This is a genomic window from Tardiphaga sp. 37S4, from assembly GCF_021044645.1.
Classification (GTDB): domain Bacteria; phylum Pseudomonadota; class Alphaproteobacteria; order Rhizobiales; family Xanthobacteraceae; genus Tardiphaga; species Tardiphaga robiniae.
The window spans coordinates 1,712,050-1,729,984 of the sequence record NZ_CP088008.1 but is presented as its reverse complement, the minus strand read 5'-3'; the positions used below and the strand labels follow the sequence as shown (position 1 = coordinate 1,729,984).

Genomic DNA, 17,935 nt, shown 5'->3' with positions numbered 1-17,935 from the left:
CAGCAAATTCGAAATTCTTTAGAGCCACACACCCTGCCCCACGTCCCGGCTGGGTGCGGACGCCCGGCCATCAGGCCGGGCGTAACGCTTGTTCTTACTCGGCAGCTTCGGAAGTCGGCCCCGGCAGCTTGGAATTGTGCAGGTCGACGTTGAGGCCGAGCGAGCGCATTTCCTTGACCAGCACGTTGAACGATTCCGGGATACCGGCCTCGAACGTGTCGTCGCCGCGCACGATCGCCTCGTAGACCTTGGTACGGCCTGCGACGTCGTCCGACTTCACCGTCAGCATTTCCTGGAGCGTGTACGCCGCGCCATAAGCCTCGAGCGCCCACACTTCCATTTCACCGAAGCGCTGACCGCCGAACTGCGCCTTACCACCCAGCGGCTGCTGCGTGACGAGCGAGTACGGACCGATCGAACGCGCGTGGATCTTGTCGTCCACGAGATGGTGAAGCTTGAGCATGTAGATGTAGCCCACGGTCACCTTGCGATCGAACTGATCGCCGGTCCGGCCGTCATAGACGGTGGACTGACCGGACGCGTCGAAGCCAGCCATCTTCAACATCTCTTCGATGTCGGCTTCCTTCGCACCGTCGAACACCGGCGTCGCAATCGGCACGCCGGGCTTCAGGTTACGCGCCAGTTCAAGCAGCTCGGTGTCATTCAGCGACTTGATGACTTCGTCTTCGCCGTAAACCTTCTTCAGGGTGTCGCGCAGCGGCTTCAGATCCTGCTTCTGGTAATAGGCGTCGATGGTCTGACCGATCTTCTTGCCCATGCCTGCGCAGGCCCAGCCAAGATGCGTCTCCAAGATCTGACCGACGTTCATGCGCGAAGGCACGCCGAGCGGGTTCAGCACGATGTCCGCATGCGTACCGTCTTCAAGGAACGGCATGTCTTCGATCGGAACGATCTTCGACACCACGCCCTTGTTGCCGTGACGTCCGGCCATCTTGTCGCCGGGCTGAATCTTGCGCTTCACCGCGACGAAGACCTTGACCATCTTCATCACACCGGGCGGCAGTTCGTCGCCACGCTGCAGCTTCTCGACCTTGTCGAGGAAGCGCTGTTCAAGGCCCTTCTTCGACTCGTCGTACTGCTTCCGCATCGCTTCGATTTCGGTCATCAGCTTGTCGTTTGCGGTGGCGAACATCCACCACTGCGACCGCGGATTTTCGTCGAGCACGGCGCGCGTGATCTTGCCGTCCTTCTTGAAGCCCTTCGGACCGGCGATGCCGACCTTGTTCTCCAGAAGATCAGCCAGACGGCCGTAGACGTTACGATCCAGGATGGCCTGTTCGTCGTCACGGTCCTTGGCAAGACGTTCGATTTCTTCCCGCTCGATCGCCAGAGCACGTTCGTCCTTGTCGACGCCATGCCGGTTGAACACGCGGACTTCGACGATCGTGCCCTGCACGCCCGGAGGCACGCGGAGCGAGGTATCGCGAACGTCCGACGCCTTTTCACCGAAGATGGCGCGCAGAAGCTTTTCTTCCGGCGTCATCGGGCTTTCGCCCTTCGGCGTGATCTTGCCGACCAGGATATCGCCGGCGCGGACTTCAGCGCCGATATAGACGATGCCGGCTTCGTCGAGGTTCTTCAGCGCTTCTTCCGACACGTTCGGAATGTCGCGGGTGATTTCCTCAGGGCCGAGCTTGGTGTCGCGGGCCATCACTTCGAATTCCTCGATGTGGATCGAGGTGAAGACGTCTTCCTTCACGATCCGCTCCGAGAGGAGGATCGAGTCTTCGAAGTTGTAGCCATTCCACGGCATGAACGCGACGAGCACGTTACGGCCGAGCGCGAGTTCACCGAGATCGGTCGACGGACCGTCGGCAATGATGTCGCCCTTGCGAATGATGTCGCCAACCTTCACCAGCGGACGCTGGTTGATACAGGTCGACTGGTTCGAACGCTGGTACTTCATCAGGCGATAGATATCGACGCCCGACTTGGTCGGATCGAGATCTTCGGTCGCGCGGATAACCACGCGGGTTGCGTCGATCTGGTCGATGACACCCGAACGGCGGGCAGCGATCGCAGCACCGGAGTCGCGGGCCACGACGGCTTCCATGCCGGTACCGACGAACGGCGCTTCAGCGCGCACCAGAGGCACGGCCTGACGCTGCATGTTCGAGCCCATCAGCGCGCGGTTGGCGTCGTCGTTCTCGAGGAACGGGATCAGCGCCGCAGCGACCGAAACGAGCTGCTTCGGCGACACGTCCATGTAATCGACCTTGTCGGCCGGCAGCGGCAACACGTCGCCTGCATGACGGCAGATGATCATGTCTTCGGTGAACTTGCCCTTGGCGTCGAGCGACACGTTCGCCTGCGCGACCGAGTAGCGGCCCTCTTCCATCGCGCTGAGGTACACGACCTCGTCGGTGACGCGACCGTCCTTGACCTTGCGGTAAGGGGTCTCGACGAAGCCGTACTTGTTGACGCGCGCGAAGGTGGCGAGCGAGTTGATCAGACCGATGTTCGGGCCTTCCGGCGTCTCAATCGGGCAGATACGGCCGTAGTGGGTCGGATGCACGTCGCGGACTTCGAAGCCGGCGCGCTCGCGGGTCAGACCACCGGGGCCAAGCGCCGAAAGACGACGCTTGTGGGTGATTTCCGAGAGCGGGTTGGTCTGGTCCATGAACTGCGACAGCTGCGACGAACCGAAGAACTCGCGCACAGCGGCAGCCGCGGGCTTCGCGTTGATCAGGTCCTGCGGCATCACGGTGTCGATGTCGACGGACGACATACGTTCCTTGATGGCGCGCTCCATGCGCAGCAGGCCGACGCGATACTGATTTTCCATCAGCTCGCCGACCGAACGCACACGGCGGTTGCCGAGATGGTCGATGTCGTCGATTTCGCCCTTGCCGTCACGCAGGTCCACCAGCGTCTTGATGACGGCGAGGATGTCTTCCTTGCGCAGCGTGCGATGGGTATCCGGCGCATCGAGTTCGAGGCGCATGTTCATCTTCACGCGGCCCACGGCCGAGAGGTCGTAACGCTCACTGTCGAAGAACAGCGACTGGAACATGTTCTGCGCGGATTCGAGCGTCGGCGGCTCGCCCGGACGCATCACGCGATAGATGTCGAACAGCGCGTCTTCACGCGTCAGGTTCTTGTCTGCCGAAAGCGTGTTGCGGATATAGGCACCGATATTGACGTGGTCGATGTCGAGCAGCGGGAGTTCCTTGTAGCCCTCCTCGTTCAGCGCCTTCAGCGACTTCTCGGTGATTTCCTCGCCGGCTTCGGCGTAGATTTCACCGGTCTTCACGTTGACGAGGTCCTCGGCGAGATAGTTGCCGACCAACTCTTCATCGGTCAGACGCAGCGCCTTGAGGCCCTTCTCGGCGAGCTGACGGGCAGCGCGCACGGTGAGCTTCTTGCCGGCTTCGAGCACGACCTTGCCGGTGTCGGCATCGATCAGGTCGTTGACGGTGGAATAGCCGCGGAAACGCGTGGCGTCGAACGGAACGCGCCAGCCTTCCTTGATCTTCTTGAACTGGATCTTCTTGTAGAACGTCGAGAGGATTTCCTCGCCGTCCAGACCCAGCGCAAACATCAGCGACGTCACCGGAATCTTGCGGCGACGGTCGATACGCGCGAACACGATGTCCTTGGCATCGAACTCGATGTCGAGCCAGGAGCCGCGATACGGAATCACGCGGGCAGCGAACAGCAGCTTGCCCGACGAATGGGTCTTGCCCTTGTCGTGGTCGAAGAACACGCCCGGCGAACGATGCATCTGCGAGACGATGACGCGCTCGGTGCCGTTGACGACGAAGGTGCCGTTCATGGTCATGAGCGGGATATCGCCCATGTAGACGTCCTGCTCCTTGATGTCCTTGACGGACTTGGCGCCGGTTTCTTCGTCGATATCGAACACGATCAGGCGCAGCGTCACCTTCAGCGGCGCAGCATAGGTCATGCCGCGCTGGCGGCACTCATCGACGTCATACTTCGGCGGCTCGAATTCGTAGCGCACGAATTCCAGCATCGAGGTGCCCGAGAAATCCGAGATCGGAAACACCGAACGGAAAACAGCCTGCAGACCTTCGTCGAGGCGCCCGCCGGTCGGCTCATCGACCATCAGGAACTGGTCGTAGGACGCCTTCTGAACCTCGATGAGGTTCGGCATCTCTGCGACTTCTTTAATATGACCGAAGAACTTGCGAACGCGCTTGCGACCTGTGAACGTCTGCTGACCCATCGTGGCCTCTCATTGCGTCGCCCGAAAGGGGCGAACCTTCCAGAGCGCGACTGCCATCGCCTCCGGGTTGAATTTCCAAGAACGTTCCGAATTCGGCGCCCAATGTGAGGAACAAAATCCCTCTCCCGAGCATTTGAATCGCAGAACGCAAAACGACGTGCGCGATGCCCGACTGCATCTCGCCCGTCCAAACCGTCTAGCTACGGACCGAAAAGCCCGAAAATTGCCCATCTCCCAACGGCTTAACCGGAAACGTCGCCGTTTCCGCTGTCAGACCGTGTTTTTCGTGCTGCCGTCCCAATATGGGATGGCAATCATGGAGATTCGAGGGTGGTTCCCAGCGCATCCCCACACATTCCTGTGTAGTCCATCGGGTTCCGGCCTGGAGGGCGACCAAATGGTCGCCCTCCAGATGGAACCCATAAAGGGTCTTACTTGAGTTCGACCTTAGCGCCAGCCTTCTCGAGCTGACCCTTGATCTTCTCGGCTTCGTCCTTGGCAACGCCTTCCTTGACGGGCTTCGGAGCGCCTTCGACCAGGTCCTTGGCTTCCTTGAGGCCAAGACCGGTGATCGCACGGACTTCCTTGATGACTTCGATCTTCTTGTCGCCGGCCGAAGCCAGAACGACAGTGAACTCGGTCTTTTCTTCAGCAGCAGCAGCACCGCCGCCGCCAGCAGCCGGACCAGCAACTGCAACAGCAGCAGCAGCCGAAACGCCCCACTTTTCTTCGAGCATCTTGGCGAGGTCGGCAGCTTCGAGCACGGTCAGGCTCGAGAGATCGTCAACGATTTTCTGTAGGTCAGCCATTGTCTATTTCCTTAAGCGTATTTGGTTCGAACCAGGGTTTGAATGCGAAGGGCGTCAGGCCGCTTCGCTCTTTGAGGCATAAGCCTGAACAACACGCGCGAGCTTCGCCGCGGGAGCTGTCGAGAGCTGAGCGATCTTGGTCGCCGGCGCCACAAGGAGGCCGAGGATCTTCGCGCGCAGTTCGTCGAGCGAGGGCAGCGCGGCCAAGGCCTTGACGCTGTCGACGTTCAGGACGGTTTTACCCATCGAGCCGCCAAGGATGACGAACTTCTCGTTCGCCTTGGCAAATTCGACGGCAACCTTCGGTGCCGCTACCGGATCGTCCGAAGTGGCGATCACAGTCGGGCCCTTCAACAGGGAACCGATGGCAGCAACATCCGTGCCTTCAAGAGCAATTTTGGCGAGACGGTTCTTCGAGACCTTCACCGAGGCGCCAGCCAGCTTCATCTGCGAACGCAGATTCTGCATCTGGGCAACGGTGAGGCCGGAATAATGGGCGACAACCGCAACGCTGGTGGTCTTGAAGACCCCGTTCAGCGCGTCGACCGCGTCCTTTTTAGCCGCTCTTTCCACAGCAAGCTCTCTCCGGTTGGCGGCCTCTATCGAGATAGGACCGCCGGGTTACACCCACCGTCCCACCTGAACCTGACCTCGAGACACATGCTCGTTAAAACACGTGGTCTAAAGACACGTCGGGCGAGACGATATGATAGCCTGCCCTCCCGAACCTTCCTGGCGAACCAGCACTGGCGCGGGGTGTCGAGGTTCGAACCAAATACGCGTCACGTCGCACAAAACGACATTGGCGAAATCCAGTCTTCACCCGTCTATGCTGGCTGCATCAAGTTTTACGATTAAGCCATTGATGAAACTTACGTTTATCTAAGGCGCCAGCAGTCTCGGACAGGATTCAGGATCATCGATAAGTCATCATCTGACCTATTGGTGACCCCTGCCCGCTCTCTTCAAATCCGCGTCGCGCGTCCCATCCCCGTCGAGCGATCCGTATGGATAGCCTGAAAGGAAAAGTCTCCTGCGATGTGGGTTGTCGGAGTGCGAACACAGACGCGCCAGCTACCAGCCAGCACGCCCGGAAACGGTTGTTTAACGAGTCTTTTTCGTGTTGCCAAGCGCGAAATGCCGATGTGGCATCTTTTCTGCAAGGGGGCATATTTGCCCTATGCCATCTCGGCAAACGCCGGGACCCATACCCGCCCTAGATTTGGCTGAAACGCTGTGGTTCCAGCCCTTCGTCGCAATCGCTCTGACAACGATTATGCGTCCCAGCCCGCGCCCGGACAACATTTTTGCAGGTCCATAGGTGGGCAACGCGAAGCGCGCCCGCCCTGCAGCCGCTTTCGCTTCCCTCAGGCGACGAGAATCACCGATCTGCCGTAGTCTTCGGATGATAGGTCAGTTCGATGGTTGTGCGAAACGGCCTGAACTCGGCGACACCTTCCGCCGGGGTGATACTGATGTCGTATCGGCCCGTGTCGAGAACAAACTCATCGAGCCTCCGACCCAGACTGTCGCCCGCCGTATCACTTCGGCCGACGCTTCGAACGGTTCGTTCGTGAACCACACGGCGCTCTTGATCCCGGATCACTACATGAACTTCCGTCGCCACCTCCGACGGCCCCGGTACATGGACCGGCACTGACCGCGCGTCACCCACTACATCCGAAACCTGCTTTCGCTGCTCTACCCCCTCGAAGTAGATACGCAGGTTGAGCCAGTAATTGCGCTTTTCTAGAATGCGAGCAGCGAAGGCGACCGGTGCCGAGGGATTGAGTTGCAGCGGAATTTCAATACGAGGCACATCGTCGTACAGGATACGTGCGACAAGGACCGACGGCGGCATGCCGGAAAACCATGCCAGGCCGCTCCAGGCCACCACAAGCAGGGCGGCAGACGCGCCGACCGTGACGATTGCCTTGATGCGCCAACCAGCCACCCGAGATCCCGCGCTTTGCCGCCAGGCCCTGGCACTGCCGACCTAAGGTAGCATAGTCGGGTTCATGCCGGGTCGCAATTGCGTCCCAAGGCAACGTGTCACGGGAGCGGGCTACCGTGCATCAGCTACGGCACCCCTCGTCACTCTCCGCGAACTACCCCTTCGGGCAGGCCGCTCCGGCATCGGCCCAGGCCTTAATCAATTCACCGAACTGCTTCTGGGTGCCCGGCGCCGGGGTCCGGTTGCCACCAGGATGCCAGCCCCAGCCGACCAACTCGTCTTCGGCCATGTGCTTCACAAGCGCGGCCATGTCCTTGCCGCCATTGCGCTCCTTGTCCTTGATCTGGGTGCAGATCTGGCCAAGCGTCTTGCCCTGCCAGGCCATCTCGATGGGCGCCAGCGCCCACTTCGGATTGCCGGGGACGTTGGCGGCATCGAAGTTGTTCTCGTGGTGACAGGTGGCACAAGCGAGACCACCGGCCGCGCCGACACCGCCCTCGCCGCGCACGACCAGCGGGATATGCGGCCGCATGCGGTCGGTCTGGGTCGGGCGTTCGGTGGCCGGATGGCAGTTCATGCAGCGCGGCGACTGGATGACCTTGCCGGCCTCCGTAAACAGCGCCACCGCACGCTCGTTCTTGTTCTTGATCTTGGCGAAGGCCGAGACCGACTGCAGCTTGGTCGGATTGCTGACCGCTGCATCGGCCTCCTGGAAGCTCGGCTCCGCGAATGCGAGGAGACCCGCCGCGAGGCCGCCGGCAACCAGCGCCAGCATCGAATGTTTGAACAAGCTCATGCTGAGGCTCCAGGTACGATCGGCAACTGCCGCGGTCTTCCCACTCCGAGTTTCGCCAGCGCGTTGGCAACGGCAGGCCCGAGCGGAGGCACGCCGGGTTCGCCGACGCCTGATGGCTTCTCGGTCGATTTCACGATGACCACCTCGATCTCCGGCATCTCGTTGATGCGCAGCGAACGATAGGTATCGAAATTGCCGGACACCGGCGCGCCGGCATCCAGCGTCTGTTCCGCATAGAGGATGTGACCGAGGCCGAAGCCGATGCCACCTTCCATCTGTGCGCGGATGATGTCGGGGTTCACGGCGACGCCGCAATCCACCGCGCACCACACCTTGTGCACCTTCGGACCGTCGTCGGTCATGGACAGTTCGACGACCTGCGCAACGAAGGTGTTGAAGCTCTCGACCACCGCAACGCCGCGCGCGCGGCCTGCCGGCACCTTGTAGTTCTTCCAGTCGGCGAGTTCGGCGACGGCCTTCAGCGCGCCCGCATGGCGCGGTTTCTTGCTCAGGAGTTCAAGCCGGCCTTCGATCGGATCCTTGCCGGCGGCCTCGAGCAGTTCATCGACAAAGGCTTCGACGACATAACCCGTGTGGGTGTGGCCCACCGAGCGCCACCACAACACGGGCACGCCGACATCGACCTGATGCATGTCGCAGCGGAAGTTCTCGACGTCGTACGGGATTTCGTTCGAGCCTTCATAGGACGTCGGGTCGAGGCCGTCCTTGAACATCATGGACTCGAAGAAGGAGCCCTTCATGATGGACTGGCTGACGATGGTGTCGCTCCAGGCTTCGATCTTGCCGTCGCGCACCGCACCGCGCATACGGTGGATGCAATACGGCCGATAGTAGCCGCCGCGCATATCGTCCTCGCGCGTCCACACCAGCTTGACCGGCTTGCCCGGTCCGATCGCTTTCGCGACTTCGGCGAGCTCGATGGCCTGATGCGTGCTCTGCTGGGCGCGGCGGCCGAAGCTGCCGCCGGCCAGAAGAACGTCGATCTTGACCTTCTCGATCGGCAGCCCGAGCACCTTGGAGATCGCCATATGGTCAGGCGTCGGAAACTGGCAGCCATAGCGCGCATAGGCGGTGTCGCCGTCCCATTTCAGATAGGCGTTGAGCGGCTCCATCGCGGCATGGGCCAGATACGGGAAGACGTATTCAACCTCGATCACGCGGCCACCTTTGGCCATCGACTCTTCGAACTTGCCCTCGGCCTTGACGAGCTTGCCGGCCGTCTTCGACAGGCCGCGGAATTGCTGCAGCAGTTCGGCGCTGCCACGCTTCTCCGCCTTGCTGTCGTCCCAGGTGATCTTCAGCGCTTCGCGGCCCATCTTCGCGGGCCAGAAACCCTTGGCGTAGACAGCGACGCCATTCGACACCTGCTTGACGTCGACGACACCAGCCACGGCTTTCGCAGCCGTCGCATCGAATGACGCGACCTTGCCGCCGAATTTCGGCGAACGCGCCACGACCACCGTGAGCATGTCCGGTTCGTTGATATCGAGCGTGTAGAAGGCCTTGCCATTGGTCTTGTCGGCGCTGTCGAGGCGTTTCACGACGCCTTCCTTGCCGATCAACCTGAACTGCGACGGATCCTTCAGTTTCGGATCAGCCGGCACCGGCATGGCCATCGCCTTGTCGGCGAATTCGCCGAAGCGACCTTCATGGCCAGACGCATGTTTGATCACACCGTTATCGACAGTGATCTCGCCCGCCGGCACCTGCCACGCATCGGCAGCAGCCGCGACCAGCATCTGGCGCGCGGCGGCGCCGACCTGGCGCATCTGGATGTAGGAATTGGCGATGGCGGTCGAGCCACCGGTGCCCTGCATGCCGAACGCCAGATTCTTGTAGAGCTGCGGATTTGACGGCGCGTGATCGGCACGCATCTGCGCCCAGTCCGCGTCGAGTTCTTCGGCGACCAACGTCGCCATGCCGGTGAACGGCCCCTGCCCGAATTCGATGCCCTTGCACAGCACCGTGACGGTGCTGTCGGGCTTGATGATCAGGAAGGTGTTCGGCGCGATATTGACCGACGGCTTTGCCGCCGCCTGCGCAAACAGCTTGTCGGCGCGCGCAACATAGGCGCCGAGCACGAGGCCAGCGCTGCCCTTGAGCAGCGTACGACGGGAGAGTTTGGTGTCATGAACGGTCATGGCTCAACCCTCCAGAGATTTGGCGGCGCCATGAATGGCGGCGCGGATGCGGACATAGGTGGCGCAGCGGCAGATGTTGCCGTTCATCGCCAGATCGATATCGTTGTCGGTGGGGGTCGGATTGACGCTAAGCAGCGCGGTGGCGCTCATCACCTGGCCGGATTGACAGTAGCCACATTGCGGCACGTCAAGCGCGACCCAGGCGGCCTGCACTGCCTTGGCTTCCTTGGAGTTGAGCCCTTCGATGGTGGTGATTTCGCTGGTGCCGATGGCCGAGACGGGCATTGAACACGAGCGGACGGTCTGGCCGTCCACATAGACCGTGCAGGCGCCGCATTGCGCGACCCCGCAGCCATATTTGGTGCCGGTGAGACCGGCCCCATCTCGAATTGCCCAGAGCAGAGGTGTGTTGGGATCGACGTCGACCTGACGGGCCTGACCGTTGATCTTGAGAGTGAACGCAGCCATCGCTGATGTCCTATGTCGTCGAATGTACGCCTACATTCGAGTTGTTCTAAACAGCCGACATCTACATCCGCATTGCGGAATAACCCATTCAATTATTTTTGTACCGCGCGGGAACGAAATTGGTTCTTGCGAAACGGCTCTTCAGACCAGTCGTCAGCTTTTCAGAGGCGCCGCGACGCTTCGATGCCGCTCAGGATGAGATCGATTCCGGCGAGAAAGTCCCTGCGGTCGTCGTGCCCCCGCAAATGTGCAGCCATGCTGCGGGTGAATGCATACGCGTCCGGATCGAGCTGAGACCAGGTGGTTGCGACCGCGTCCAGAAAGTCAGACCTGTCGATTCCTCGCGTCCGGCCGAGCTGCCCATTGGCCGCGTTCTGCGCACCGACGCCGAGGATGTAGTTCAGCAACGCACCCACCGTCGCCCACTGTTCCTCGTCAGGCACGCCAAGGGCGCTCACCTGCCGGCCGATGCGTTCGAGTATTCGCACCATGGGTAACTGCCCGGGAGCGCGTGTGAGCGCCGACCCAACCCACGGATGCGCGTCGATCGCGTCAAACATGCCCAGCGCGAGGGTGCGAATGATGGCCTGAGGCGTCGCGCCGACCAGGGGCGCGTTCATCGCGCGGGCGATGATGGCGTCGCAGGCGGCAGTCAGCAGATCGCCCTTGTTGGGCACGTGCCAATAAATAGCCCCGGGACCCGTGGCGAGCCGCTCCGACAGGGCACGGAATGTCAGACCATCTTCCCCGCTGCCGTCCAGGATCGCGATCGACGCTTCGATGATGCGATCCCGGGAGAGCGAGTCTTCGCGTCGTGGGCTACTGCGAGTTTTCTTGGCCATGTCCCCACCTTGACATAAATGGAACGACGTTCCAATAGAATGGAATGACGTTCCATTCCAGGTCTTGGGGAATGTCCCGGGACAGCCTGCGACTGCGAAGGTGGCGAGATGAATACTCATGTGGCGATTGTCGGCGCGGGGCTCGGCGGCCTGACGCTTGCCCGCGTGCTCCATGTTCACGGTATCGCAGCGACGATCTATGAAGCTGAAGCCTCGGCCGACTCGCGAGCACAAGGAGGCCTGCTCGATATTCACGAATACAACGGGCAGCTCGCACTCAAGGCTGCGGGATTGTTCGAAGCTTTCCGCGACATCATCGTCGTCGGTGCCGACGCCAAGCGGATACGCGACAAGGACGGCAAGCTGCTGTTTGACAGGCCCGACATGGGCAACGGCGGTCGACCTGAGGTGGATCGAGGAGAGCTTCGCCAGATTCTGCTCGATTCCCTTCCTGCCGACACGATCCGCTGGGGACATAAACTTGCAGCGGCGTCTCCGCTCGGCGGCGGGCGGCACGCACTGACTTTCTCCCATGGCTCAACGGTCACGACCGATCTCCTCATAGGTGCCGACGGCGCCTGGTCACGCGTTCGCCCGCTCCTCTCCGGGGAGAAACCGGCCTATGTCGGCACGTCATTCATCGAGACGTTTCTTTTCGACGCCGACACCCGCCACAAGGCCAGCGCGGAAGCGGTTGGCGGGGGCACACTGATGGCGATTGCGCCGGGCCAGGGAATCTTTGCGCACCGACACGCCGATGGAACACTGCAAGGCTACGTGGCCCTGAACAGGCCGGAGGACTGGATTGCCCGCATCGATTTCTCCGACCGGACGAGTGCCCTCGCCCGCATCGCCGCGGAATTCGAGGACTGGGCTCCGGAACTGACAGCGCTCATCACCAACATTCAGGCCGCCCCTGTGCTTCGCCCGATCTATGCGCTGCCGATCGAACACCGATGGGATCGCGTAGCCGGCGTCACGCTGCTCGGCGATGCCGCGCACCTGATGTCACCATTCGCCGGCGAAGGCGCCAATCTCGCAATGTTCGACGGTGCTGAACTTGGGCTCGCTCTCGCCGCTCATCCAGACGATGTGGAAGCCGCGCTTGTCGCTTATGAAACGGAGCTCTTTCCCCGCAGCGCGTCTGTTGCCGCGGAGACTGACCGGAATCTGAAGCTGTTCTTCAACGACAACGCGCCTCAGAGCGTGGTTGACCTGTTCACCAGCTTTCAGATCACCGAATAGCTGCCCTAAACCGCCACCGCGTAGGGCAGCCCCTTGCCCGCGTAAAACGCGTCGAGATTGGCAATGACGCAGTCCTGCATCGCCGTGTGCGAATCGAGCGTGTGACCACCGATATGCGGCGTCAGCACGACATTCGGCAAAGCCGTGAGTGCGTCGGGCGCGTGGGGCTCCTTCTCGAACACGTCGAGGCCGGCGCCGGCGATGGTCTTGTCCGTCAGCGCCGCTGTCAGCGCAGCCTGATCGATCACCGAGCCGCGCGAGATGTTCACGACGACGCCATTGGCGCCGAGCTTCTTCAGCATCGCGGCATCGATGATGCGGTTGGTATCGGCCCCTGCCCGCACGGCGATCATCAGCACGTCGCACCATTCGACGAGTGCATCGAGGCTCGGCTCGTAGCGATACGGCACGTCATGCTTGCTGCGGCTGTGATAGGCGACATCGCATTCGAAGGCCGCGACGCGCGATGCGATCTTGCGGCCGATCTCGCCCATGCCATAGACGCCCACTCTGCGGCCGGGATTGCCGGGCTGCGGCGACATCAGCGGCGACGGCTTTGCCGACGACCAGCCACCCTCGCGCAAATACTGATCCGCAGGCAGCAAGCGCCGCGTCACCGCGAGCATCAGCGTGAGTGCCAGATCGGCGACCGAGGCCGCATTCGCGCCCGGGCTGTTGCCGACCACGATCTTGCGCTCGGCCGCGGCCTTGAAGTCGACGCCGTCATAGCCGGTGCCGTAGCAAATGATGGCGCCGAGCGCCGGCATCATGTCCATCACGTCTGCCTTGAGCACCTGACCGCCCGCGGTGATCAGCGCGCGCACGTCTTTCAGTTGGTCAGCGGAAAAGGTCTGCAGCGGTGGCTTGCCTGCAGCGTCTAGTAGGTCGAAGTGCTCGCCGATGCGCACCATTTGGGACTTCGGGAAACGCGAATAGATCAGAACCTTCTCGGCCATCGTGACATTCCTGCTGGGTCAAAGAGCGGAAGACAAAAGAAAGGGCGGAACCGGTTGCCCGATTCCGCCCTGGTTTCTTGCAAGCCTTGTTCCGGCTTAGCCGAGCACGGTGCCCGTCTCAACCTTGACGCCGGGGCCCATGGTCGAAGACACGGCAACGCGCTGCAGATAGGTGCCCTTCGCGCCAGCCGGCTTCGCCTTGGAGACGGCATCGACCAGAGCCTTGATGTTTTCGACGAGCTTCTCTTCCGAGAAAGATGCCTTGCCGATACCAGCCTGCACGATGCCGGCCTTCTCGACGCGGAACTCGACCGAACCGCCCTTGGCACCCTTGACTGCGCCAGTGACGTCCATGGTCACGGTGCCGATCTTCGGGTTGGGCATCATGCCGCGCGGACCGAGCACCTTACCAAGGCGACCGACCAGCGGCATCATGTCGGGGGTTGCGATACAGCGATCGAAATCGATCTGACCGGCCTGGACCTTCTCGAACAGGTCTTCTGCACCGACGACGTCTGCACCGGCAGCCTTGGCTTCTTCAGCCTTCGGGCCACGGGCGAACACGCCGACGCGCAGGGTGCGGCCGGTGCCGTTCGGCAGGGTGACGACGCCACGGACCATCTGGTCGGCGTGACGCGGATCGACGCCGAGGTTCAGCGAAATTTCGATGGTCTCATCGAACTTCGACTTGGCGCGTTCCTTGACCATCTTGATGGCCTCGGCGACCGGATAGAGCTTCTCGCGGTCGATGCCCTCACGGGCCTTCTTCAAACGTTTTCCAATTGCCATGACCGTTTACCCCGCGACCTCGACACCCATCGAACGGGCAGAGCCCTCAACCATCTTCATGGCCGATTCAATGGTGTCGCAATTCAGATCCTTCATCTTCGCTTCGGCGATCTCGCGCACCTGCGCTTTGGTCACCGCGCCGGCCTTGTCACGACCCGGCAGCTTGGAGCCGGAGGTGAGCTTGGCGGCCTTCTTGATGAAGAAGGACATCGGGGGGGTCTTGAGGGCGAAGGTGAACGAACGATCGGCGTAGATCGTGATCACCACCGGGATTGGGGTGTTCTTTTCTTCCTTCTGCGTCTGCGCGTTAAACGCTTTGCAGAATTCCATGATGTTCAAACCGCGCTGACCAAGCGCGGGACCGATCGGGGGCGAAGGGTTCGCCGCACCGGCCGGCACCTGAAGCTTCAGGTATCCGGTCACTTTCTTTGCCATGTGTCACTCCTGTTGTGCCGGTCATCGACCGGCTGTTTCAGGTTTCGTGGTTCGGTCGACAGCGGTTGGCAACCGCCCTCTTCCTCCCACGGCCTTAGAAACGCGAGGCGAACCTCACGCTATTGCGATCAGACCTTTTCGACCTGACCGAATTCCAGTTCGACCGGCGTGGCGCGGCCGAAGATCGACACTGCGACCTTCACGCGCGAGCGCGCCTCGTCGATTTCCTCGACGACGCCGGAGAACGACGCGAACGGACCATCGGCCACCTTCACGTTCTCGCCGATCTCGAACGACACCGACGCCTTCGGGCGCTCCACGCCTTCCTGCACCTGGTGCAGAATGCGCATGGCTTCGGCTTCCGAAATCGGCATCGGCTTGTTTTCCGCACCGAGGAAGCCCGTGACCTTCGGGGTGTTCTTGATCAGATGAAACGCTTCGTCGGTGAGCTGCATCTTCACCAGCACGTAGCCCGGGAAGAACTTGCGCTCGGCGTCCATCTTGCGGCCGCGGCGCACTTCCGTGACCTTCTCGACCGGAACCAGAATCTGTTCAAACAGGTCTTCCAGGCCACGCTGCTTGGCCTGTTCCTTGATCGACTCCATCACCTTCTTTTCGAAATTCGAATAGGCGTGAACGATGTACCAGCGCATGCTCATAATTCTGTTCCGTCAGTGCATCGTGAGCAAAAAGGCGACGAGGTAGCGGATGACCTGATCCGCCGCAAAAAAGAAGATCGACGACAGCGCCACCATGACGAAAACCATGATGGTCGTGATGGTCGTCTCGCGTCGCGAGGGCCACGTGACCTTGTTGGTCTCGGTGCGCACTTCCTGCAGGAATTTGAACGGGCTGAACGCCATCGTTATGTGATCCGCATCCGTCGTGAGACGATTGAATTGGTTTCAGAATCCGAACAGCCCTCTTGCGCCCAACCCTTTATTCAAGGATGAGCCGCCAAGCGGGCTCGTTCGTTCGGGGATTTGCCGCGTCGGATATCCGGTCACCGGGCCGACAGCGAGTGCAGCTTCCTACTTCGGACCGGACCAAAGGTCAAGGTATCCGGGCCGGACCGGCGGGAACCCTTCCCGCCACCGGATACCACCTGGATCAGCGTCCGCCCACCCCCGGCGACGGTTTGCCGACCGCCGCACGGACGTGCCGGACGACATGATCGGCGACGATGGCGTGGCCCTCCGCGGTCGGGTGCACCGCGCCGCTATACATGGCCGCATAGACCGGCTGCAGGATGTCGAACTGGGTAAAGCCCGGCGAATGGACGTTTGCGGTCAGAAACGCGTCATTGGGAGTCCGGAACAGGCGCCAGCGGGACGCATAGGGCAGATAGGCCGCCGGGGAATACGGCGTAAACTCCTCCTTGCCGATCCAGCGTCGCGGCATCGCCATCGCCTCGCCGTCCGCCTGCGGCCGCTTCGGATCGCGCGCACAGAGCCCGCGTTTGGCAAATTCGCTCTGGTGATCGGTGATGAGCTGGAAGCCGGTTCCGGCGCCGGTGGCCAGCGCCGGGCAGCCCCCGCCCCGCCCGTTGGTGATGCAGGCGGTCCGGGCGAAGAAATCGTTCAGAAAGCTCACCGTCTCGGCCAGCCGTTCGCGCGACAGCACCAGCTTCTTGTGGACGTCGAGGCCGAGCGTCGGCTGCGCGCCGCACAGCGCGCCCGTCTCGTCGAACTGGATCGGCTCGTAAGCCGTCTGCAGGACCTTCGCGGGCGCCACGCCAAAACCGTCGCGCAAGGCATCGCGGAGCGCCACCATGCGCTCGTCGAGCTGCTCCATGTAAGCGCGCGAAACTTGCGGCGAGAACCGGATCTGCTTGCCGAGCAGGTTCGCGATCGGTGCGAGATCGCCGGCGGATTCGGTCATCGCATAGACCATCAGCGGCGAGAAGCCGACATCGTTGCCGCCGATCGACAGCAGCAGTGTGTCGATCGGACGCTTGCGCTCATTCGGCGCACACCAGGATTTTGTCACCGGCATATTGGCGACCTGCACGCTGCCGCTGGCATAGGTCGGCAGATTGTAGGTCGCACGCTGCGTGCGGCCCGCGGGGCTTTTGCAGATGAGATCGGCGAGTTGATCGAGCTGCGAACGCACCATCGCGTTGCCCGCGCCCTCACGCGCCTTCTTCTCGAGGAACAGACCTTCGGTCACCTCGGAGCCGGTACAGGCCAGGCTGACCAGCGTGATCGACCGGTGCGGATTTTCCAGACTGAGCTGCAGGCCGACGCGAAACGGATAGCCGTATTGCGAGCGGTGGCAATCGGGACTGAGCCAGCGCGGATTGGCGGCATTGAACGCCTTGTCGAACTGCGCCGATGCGAGCGGGAAATAAAGCTCCTGCTCCTCGTCGGCGAGCTTGCGCCGTGGCAGGTTCTTGTAGTCGAAACTTCCTGCCGGGGCAGCGGGGGTCAATTTCTGCAGAGATTTGCTGGTGCTGCGCGTCGCCATCTCCTCGCGCATCAGGGTTGGATCGTAGACCATCTCGCGCACAGCGCTGAATGTCACCGGAACGTCTGGATTGCTCTCGCCCGAGGCAAAGGAATCGCCGAGCGCCACGATGAACAGATCCTCAACGACGACCTGCGGGTCGTTCAACGTTCGACCGTCGGGCAATTTGACCTGGACCGATGCACCGGACAGATTGCGATCGACGGCATAAGGCAGACGCGTGATCTTGAGCGGCGTCGCGCAGGACTGCGTTGTGGTCTCGGTCCTGCTGCCCGGCCGCCGCGGCGTCCAGCTCCAGACGCAATCATACGCGCCGGCTTCGGCAATGCGCTCGGGCGACAGCCGGATCAGCACAGTATGCGCATCCGGCAGTACGTAATCTTCCTTGGCCGTGCCCCACGAATAACGCCGGTCGCAACTCGCGAGATAGCGGCCCTGCCGGCTGTCGTAGCAGACGGCGTCGACGGTCTGCGACGCCCAGCCGAGACGCGAGCGATCGTAGCGCGCCCGCGCGGTGTCGGCGCAACTGGTCGGGCTGGTCATGTCGCGGCAATCGGGATCGTTCAGCCGCCGCTCGGTGCGCCACACCACATCGGCGGGCGGCAGCAGCAATTCATTGCGCGCAGCGGGATAGCCGCGCTCATACATCGCGAAGGATGCGGCATTCTTGAAGAAGCGAAATGGACTTTCCACCTGCCAGAGCAGATCGGCGGCATGAGCGCCATGACTCAATGACAAATGTCCAAAGGACGACACCAGCAACGTCGTGGCCCCCACGACGAACGTCACAAGTAATTTCATTC

General features: G+C 61.7%; 15 protein-coding genes. 1 reads left to right on the top strand and 14 read right to left on the bottom strand.

Features of this window, described 5'->3' with window-relative positions:
• Positions 1-94: 94 nt before the first annotated feature.
• The 8 genes from rpoB to LPB73_RS08350 form a co-directional block, all read right to left on the bottom strand.
• On the bottom strand, positions 95-4,210 hold the full coding sequence (gene rpoB, locus LPB73_RS08385; RefSeq protein WP_089268273.1) for a DNA-directed RNA polymerase subunit beta: 4,116 nt from the start codon (positions 4,208-4,210) through the stop codon (positions 95-97).
• Positions 4,211-4,641: 431 nt separating this feature from the next.
• The gene (rplL, locus tag LPB73_RS08380; protein WP_089268274.1) at positions 4,642-5,019 is read right to left on the bottom strand and encodes a 50S ribosomal protein L7/L12; all 378 of its coding nucleotides are present in this window, start codon (positions 5,017-5,019) and stop codon (positions 4,642-4,644) included.
• A 54-nt stretch (positions 5,020-5,073) separates the two neighbouring features.
• Positions 5,074-5,592: a 50S ribosomal protein L10 gene (gene rplJ, locus LPB73_RS08375; protein WP_089268275.1), complete on the bottom strand. Its 519-nt coding sequence runs from the start codon at positions 5,590-5,592 to the stop codon at positions 5,074-5,076.
• An 808-nt stretch (positions 5,593-6,400) separates the two neighbouring features.
• Positions 6,401-6,973: a DUF5625 family protein gene (locus LPB73_RS08370; protein ID WP_175365587.1), complete on the bottom strand. Its 573-nt coding sequence runs from the start codon at positions 6,971-6,973 to the stop codon at positions 6,401-6,403.
• 154 nt (positions 6,974-7,127) lie between these two features.
• A complete protein-coding gene (locus LPB73_RS08365; RefSeq protein WP_231080285.1) occupies positions 7,128-7,769 on the bottom strand; it encodes an Isoquinoline 1-oxidoreductase subunit in 642 nt (213 codons plus the stop codon).
• On the bottom strand, positions 7,766-9,931 hold the full coding sequence (locus LPB73_RS08360) for a xanthine dehydrogenase family protein molybdopterin-binding subunit (RefSeq protein WP_120286932.1): 2,166 nt from the start codon (positions 9,929-9,931) through the stop codon (positions 7,766-7,768). The genes LPB73_RS08365 and LPB73_RS08360 overlap by 4 nt, the downstream gene beginning before the upstream one ends.
• A 3-nt stretch (positions 9,932-9,934) precedes the next feature.
• A complete protein-coding gene (locus tag LPB73_RS08355) occupies positions 9,935-10,399 on the bottom strand; it encodes a (2Fe-2S)-binding protein (protein ID WP_093762207.1) in 465 nt (154 codons plus the stop codon).
• A gap of 161 nt (positions 10,400-10,560) precedes the next feature.
• Entirely contained in the window at positions 10,561-11,241 is a 681-nt protein-coding gene (locus LPB73_RS08350) for a TetR/AcrR family transcriptional regulator (protein WP_120286931.1), read from the bottom strand.
• Between the two features lie 108 nt (positions 11,242-11,349).
• Between LPB73_RS08350 and LPB73_RS08345 the strand changes: the two genes are divergently transcribed.
• Positions 11,350-12,486, top strand: coding sequence for an FAD-dependent oxidoreductase (locus LPB73_RS08345; RefSeq protein ID WP_231080284.1), 1,137 nt, complete (start codon positions 11,350-11,352; stop codon positions 12,484-12,486).
• A 5-nt stretch (positions 12,487-12,491) separates the two neighbouring features.
• Here LPB73_RS08345 and LPB73_RS08340 read toward each other — a convergent pair whose 3' ends face one another.
• The 6 genes from LPB73_RS08340 to LPB73_RS08315 form a co-directional block, all read right to left on the bottom strand.
• Positions 12,492-13,442 carry a 2-hydroxyacid dehydrogenase gene (locus tag LPB73_RS08340; protein WP_231080283.1) on the bottom strand — a complete coding sequence of 317 codons (951 nt, stop codon included), beginning with the start codon at positions 13,440-13,442 and terminating at the stop codon, positions 12,492-12,494.
• 96 nt (positions 13,443-13,538) lie between these two features.
• Complete coding sequence (rplA, locus tag LPB73_RS08335) at positions 13,539-14,231, bottom strand: 50S ribosomal protein L1 (RefSeq protein ID WP_089268281.1); 693 nt, start codon at positions 14,229-14,231, stop codon at positions 13,539-13,541.
• Positions 14,232-14,237: 6 nt separating this feature from the next.
• Entirely contained in the window at positions 14,238-14,666 is a 429-nt protein-coding gene (gene rplK / locus LPB73_RS08330; RefSeq protein WP_068731528.1) for a 50S ribosomal protein L11, read from the bottom strand.
• Positions 14,667-14,794: 128 nt separating this feature from the next.
• Entirely contained in the window at positions 14,795-15,325 is a 531-nt protein-coding gene (nusG, locus tag LPB73_RS08325) for a transcription termination/antitermination protein NusG (protein WP_231080282.1), read from the bottom strand.
• A gap of 12 nt (positions 15,326-15,337) precedes the next feature.
• Positions 15,338-15,529 (bottom strand): preprotein translocase subunit SecE, encoded by a 192-nt coding sequence (gene secE / locus LPB73_RS08320; protein WP_068731532.1) that lies wholly within the window; start codon positions 15,527-15,529, stop codon positions 15,338-15,340.
• Positions 15,530-15,776: 247 nt separating this feature from the next.
• Positions 15,777-17,933 (bottom strand): hypothetical protein, encoded by a 2,157-nt coding sequence (locus tag LPB73_RS08315; RefSeq protein WP_231080281.1) that lies wholly within the window; start codon positions 17,931-17,933, stop codon positions 15,777-15,779.
• Positions 17,934-17,935 lie beyond the last annotated feature (2 nt).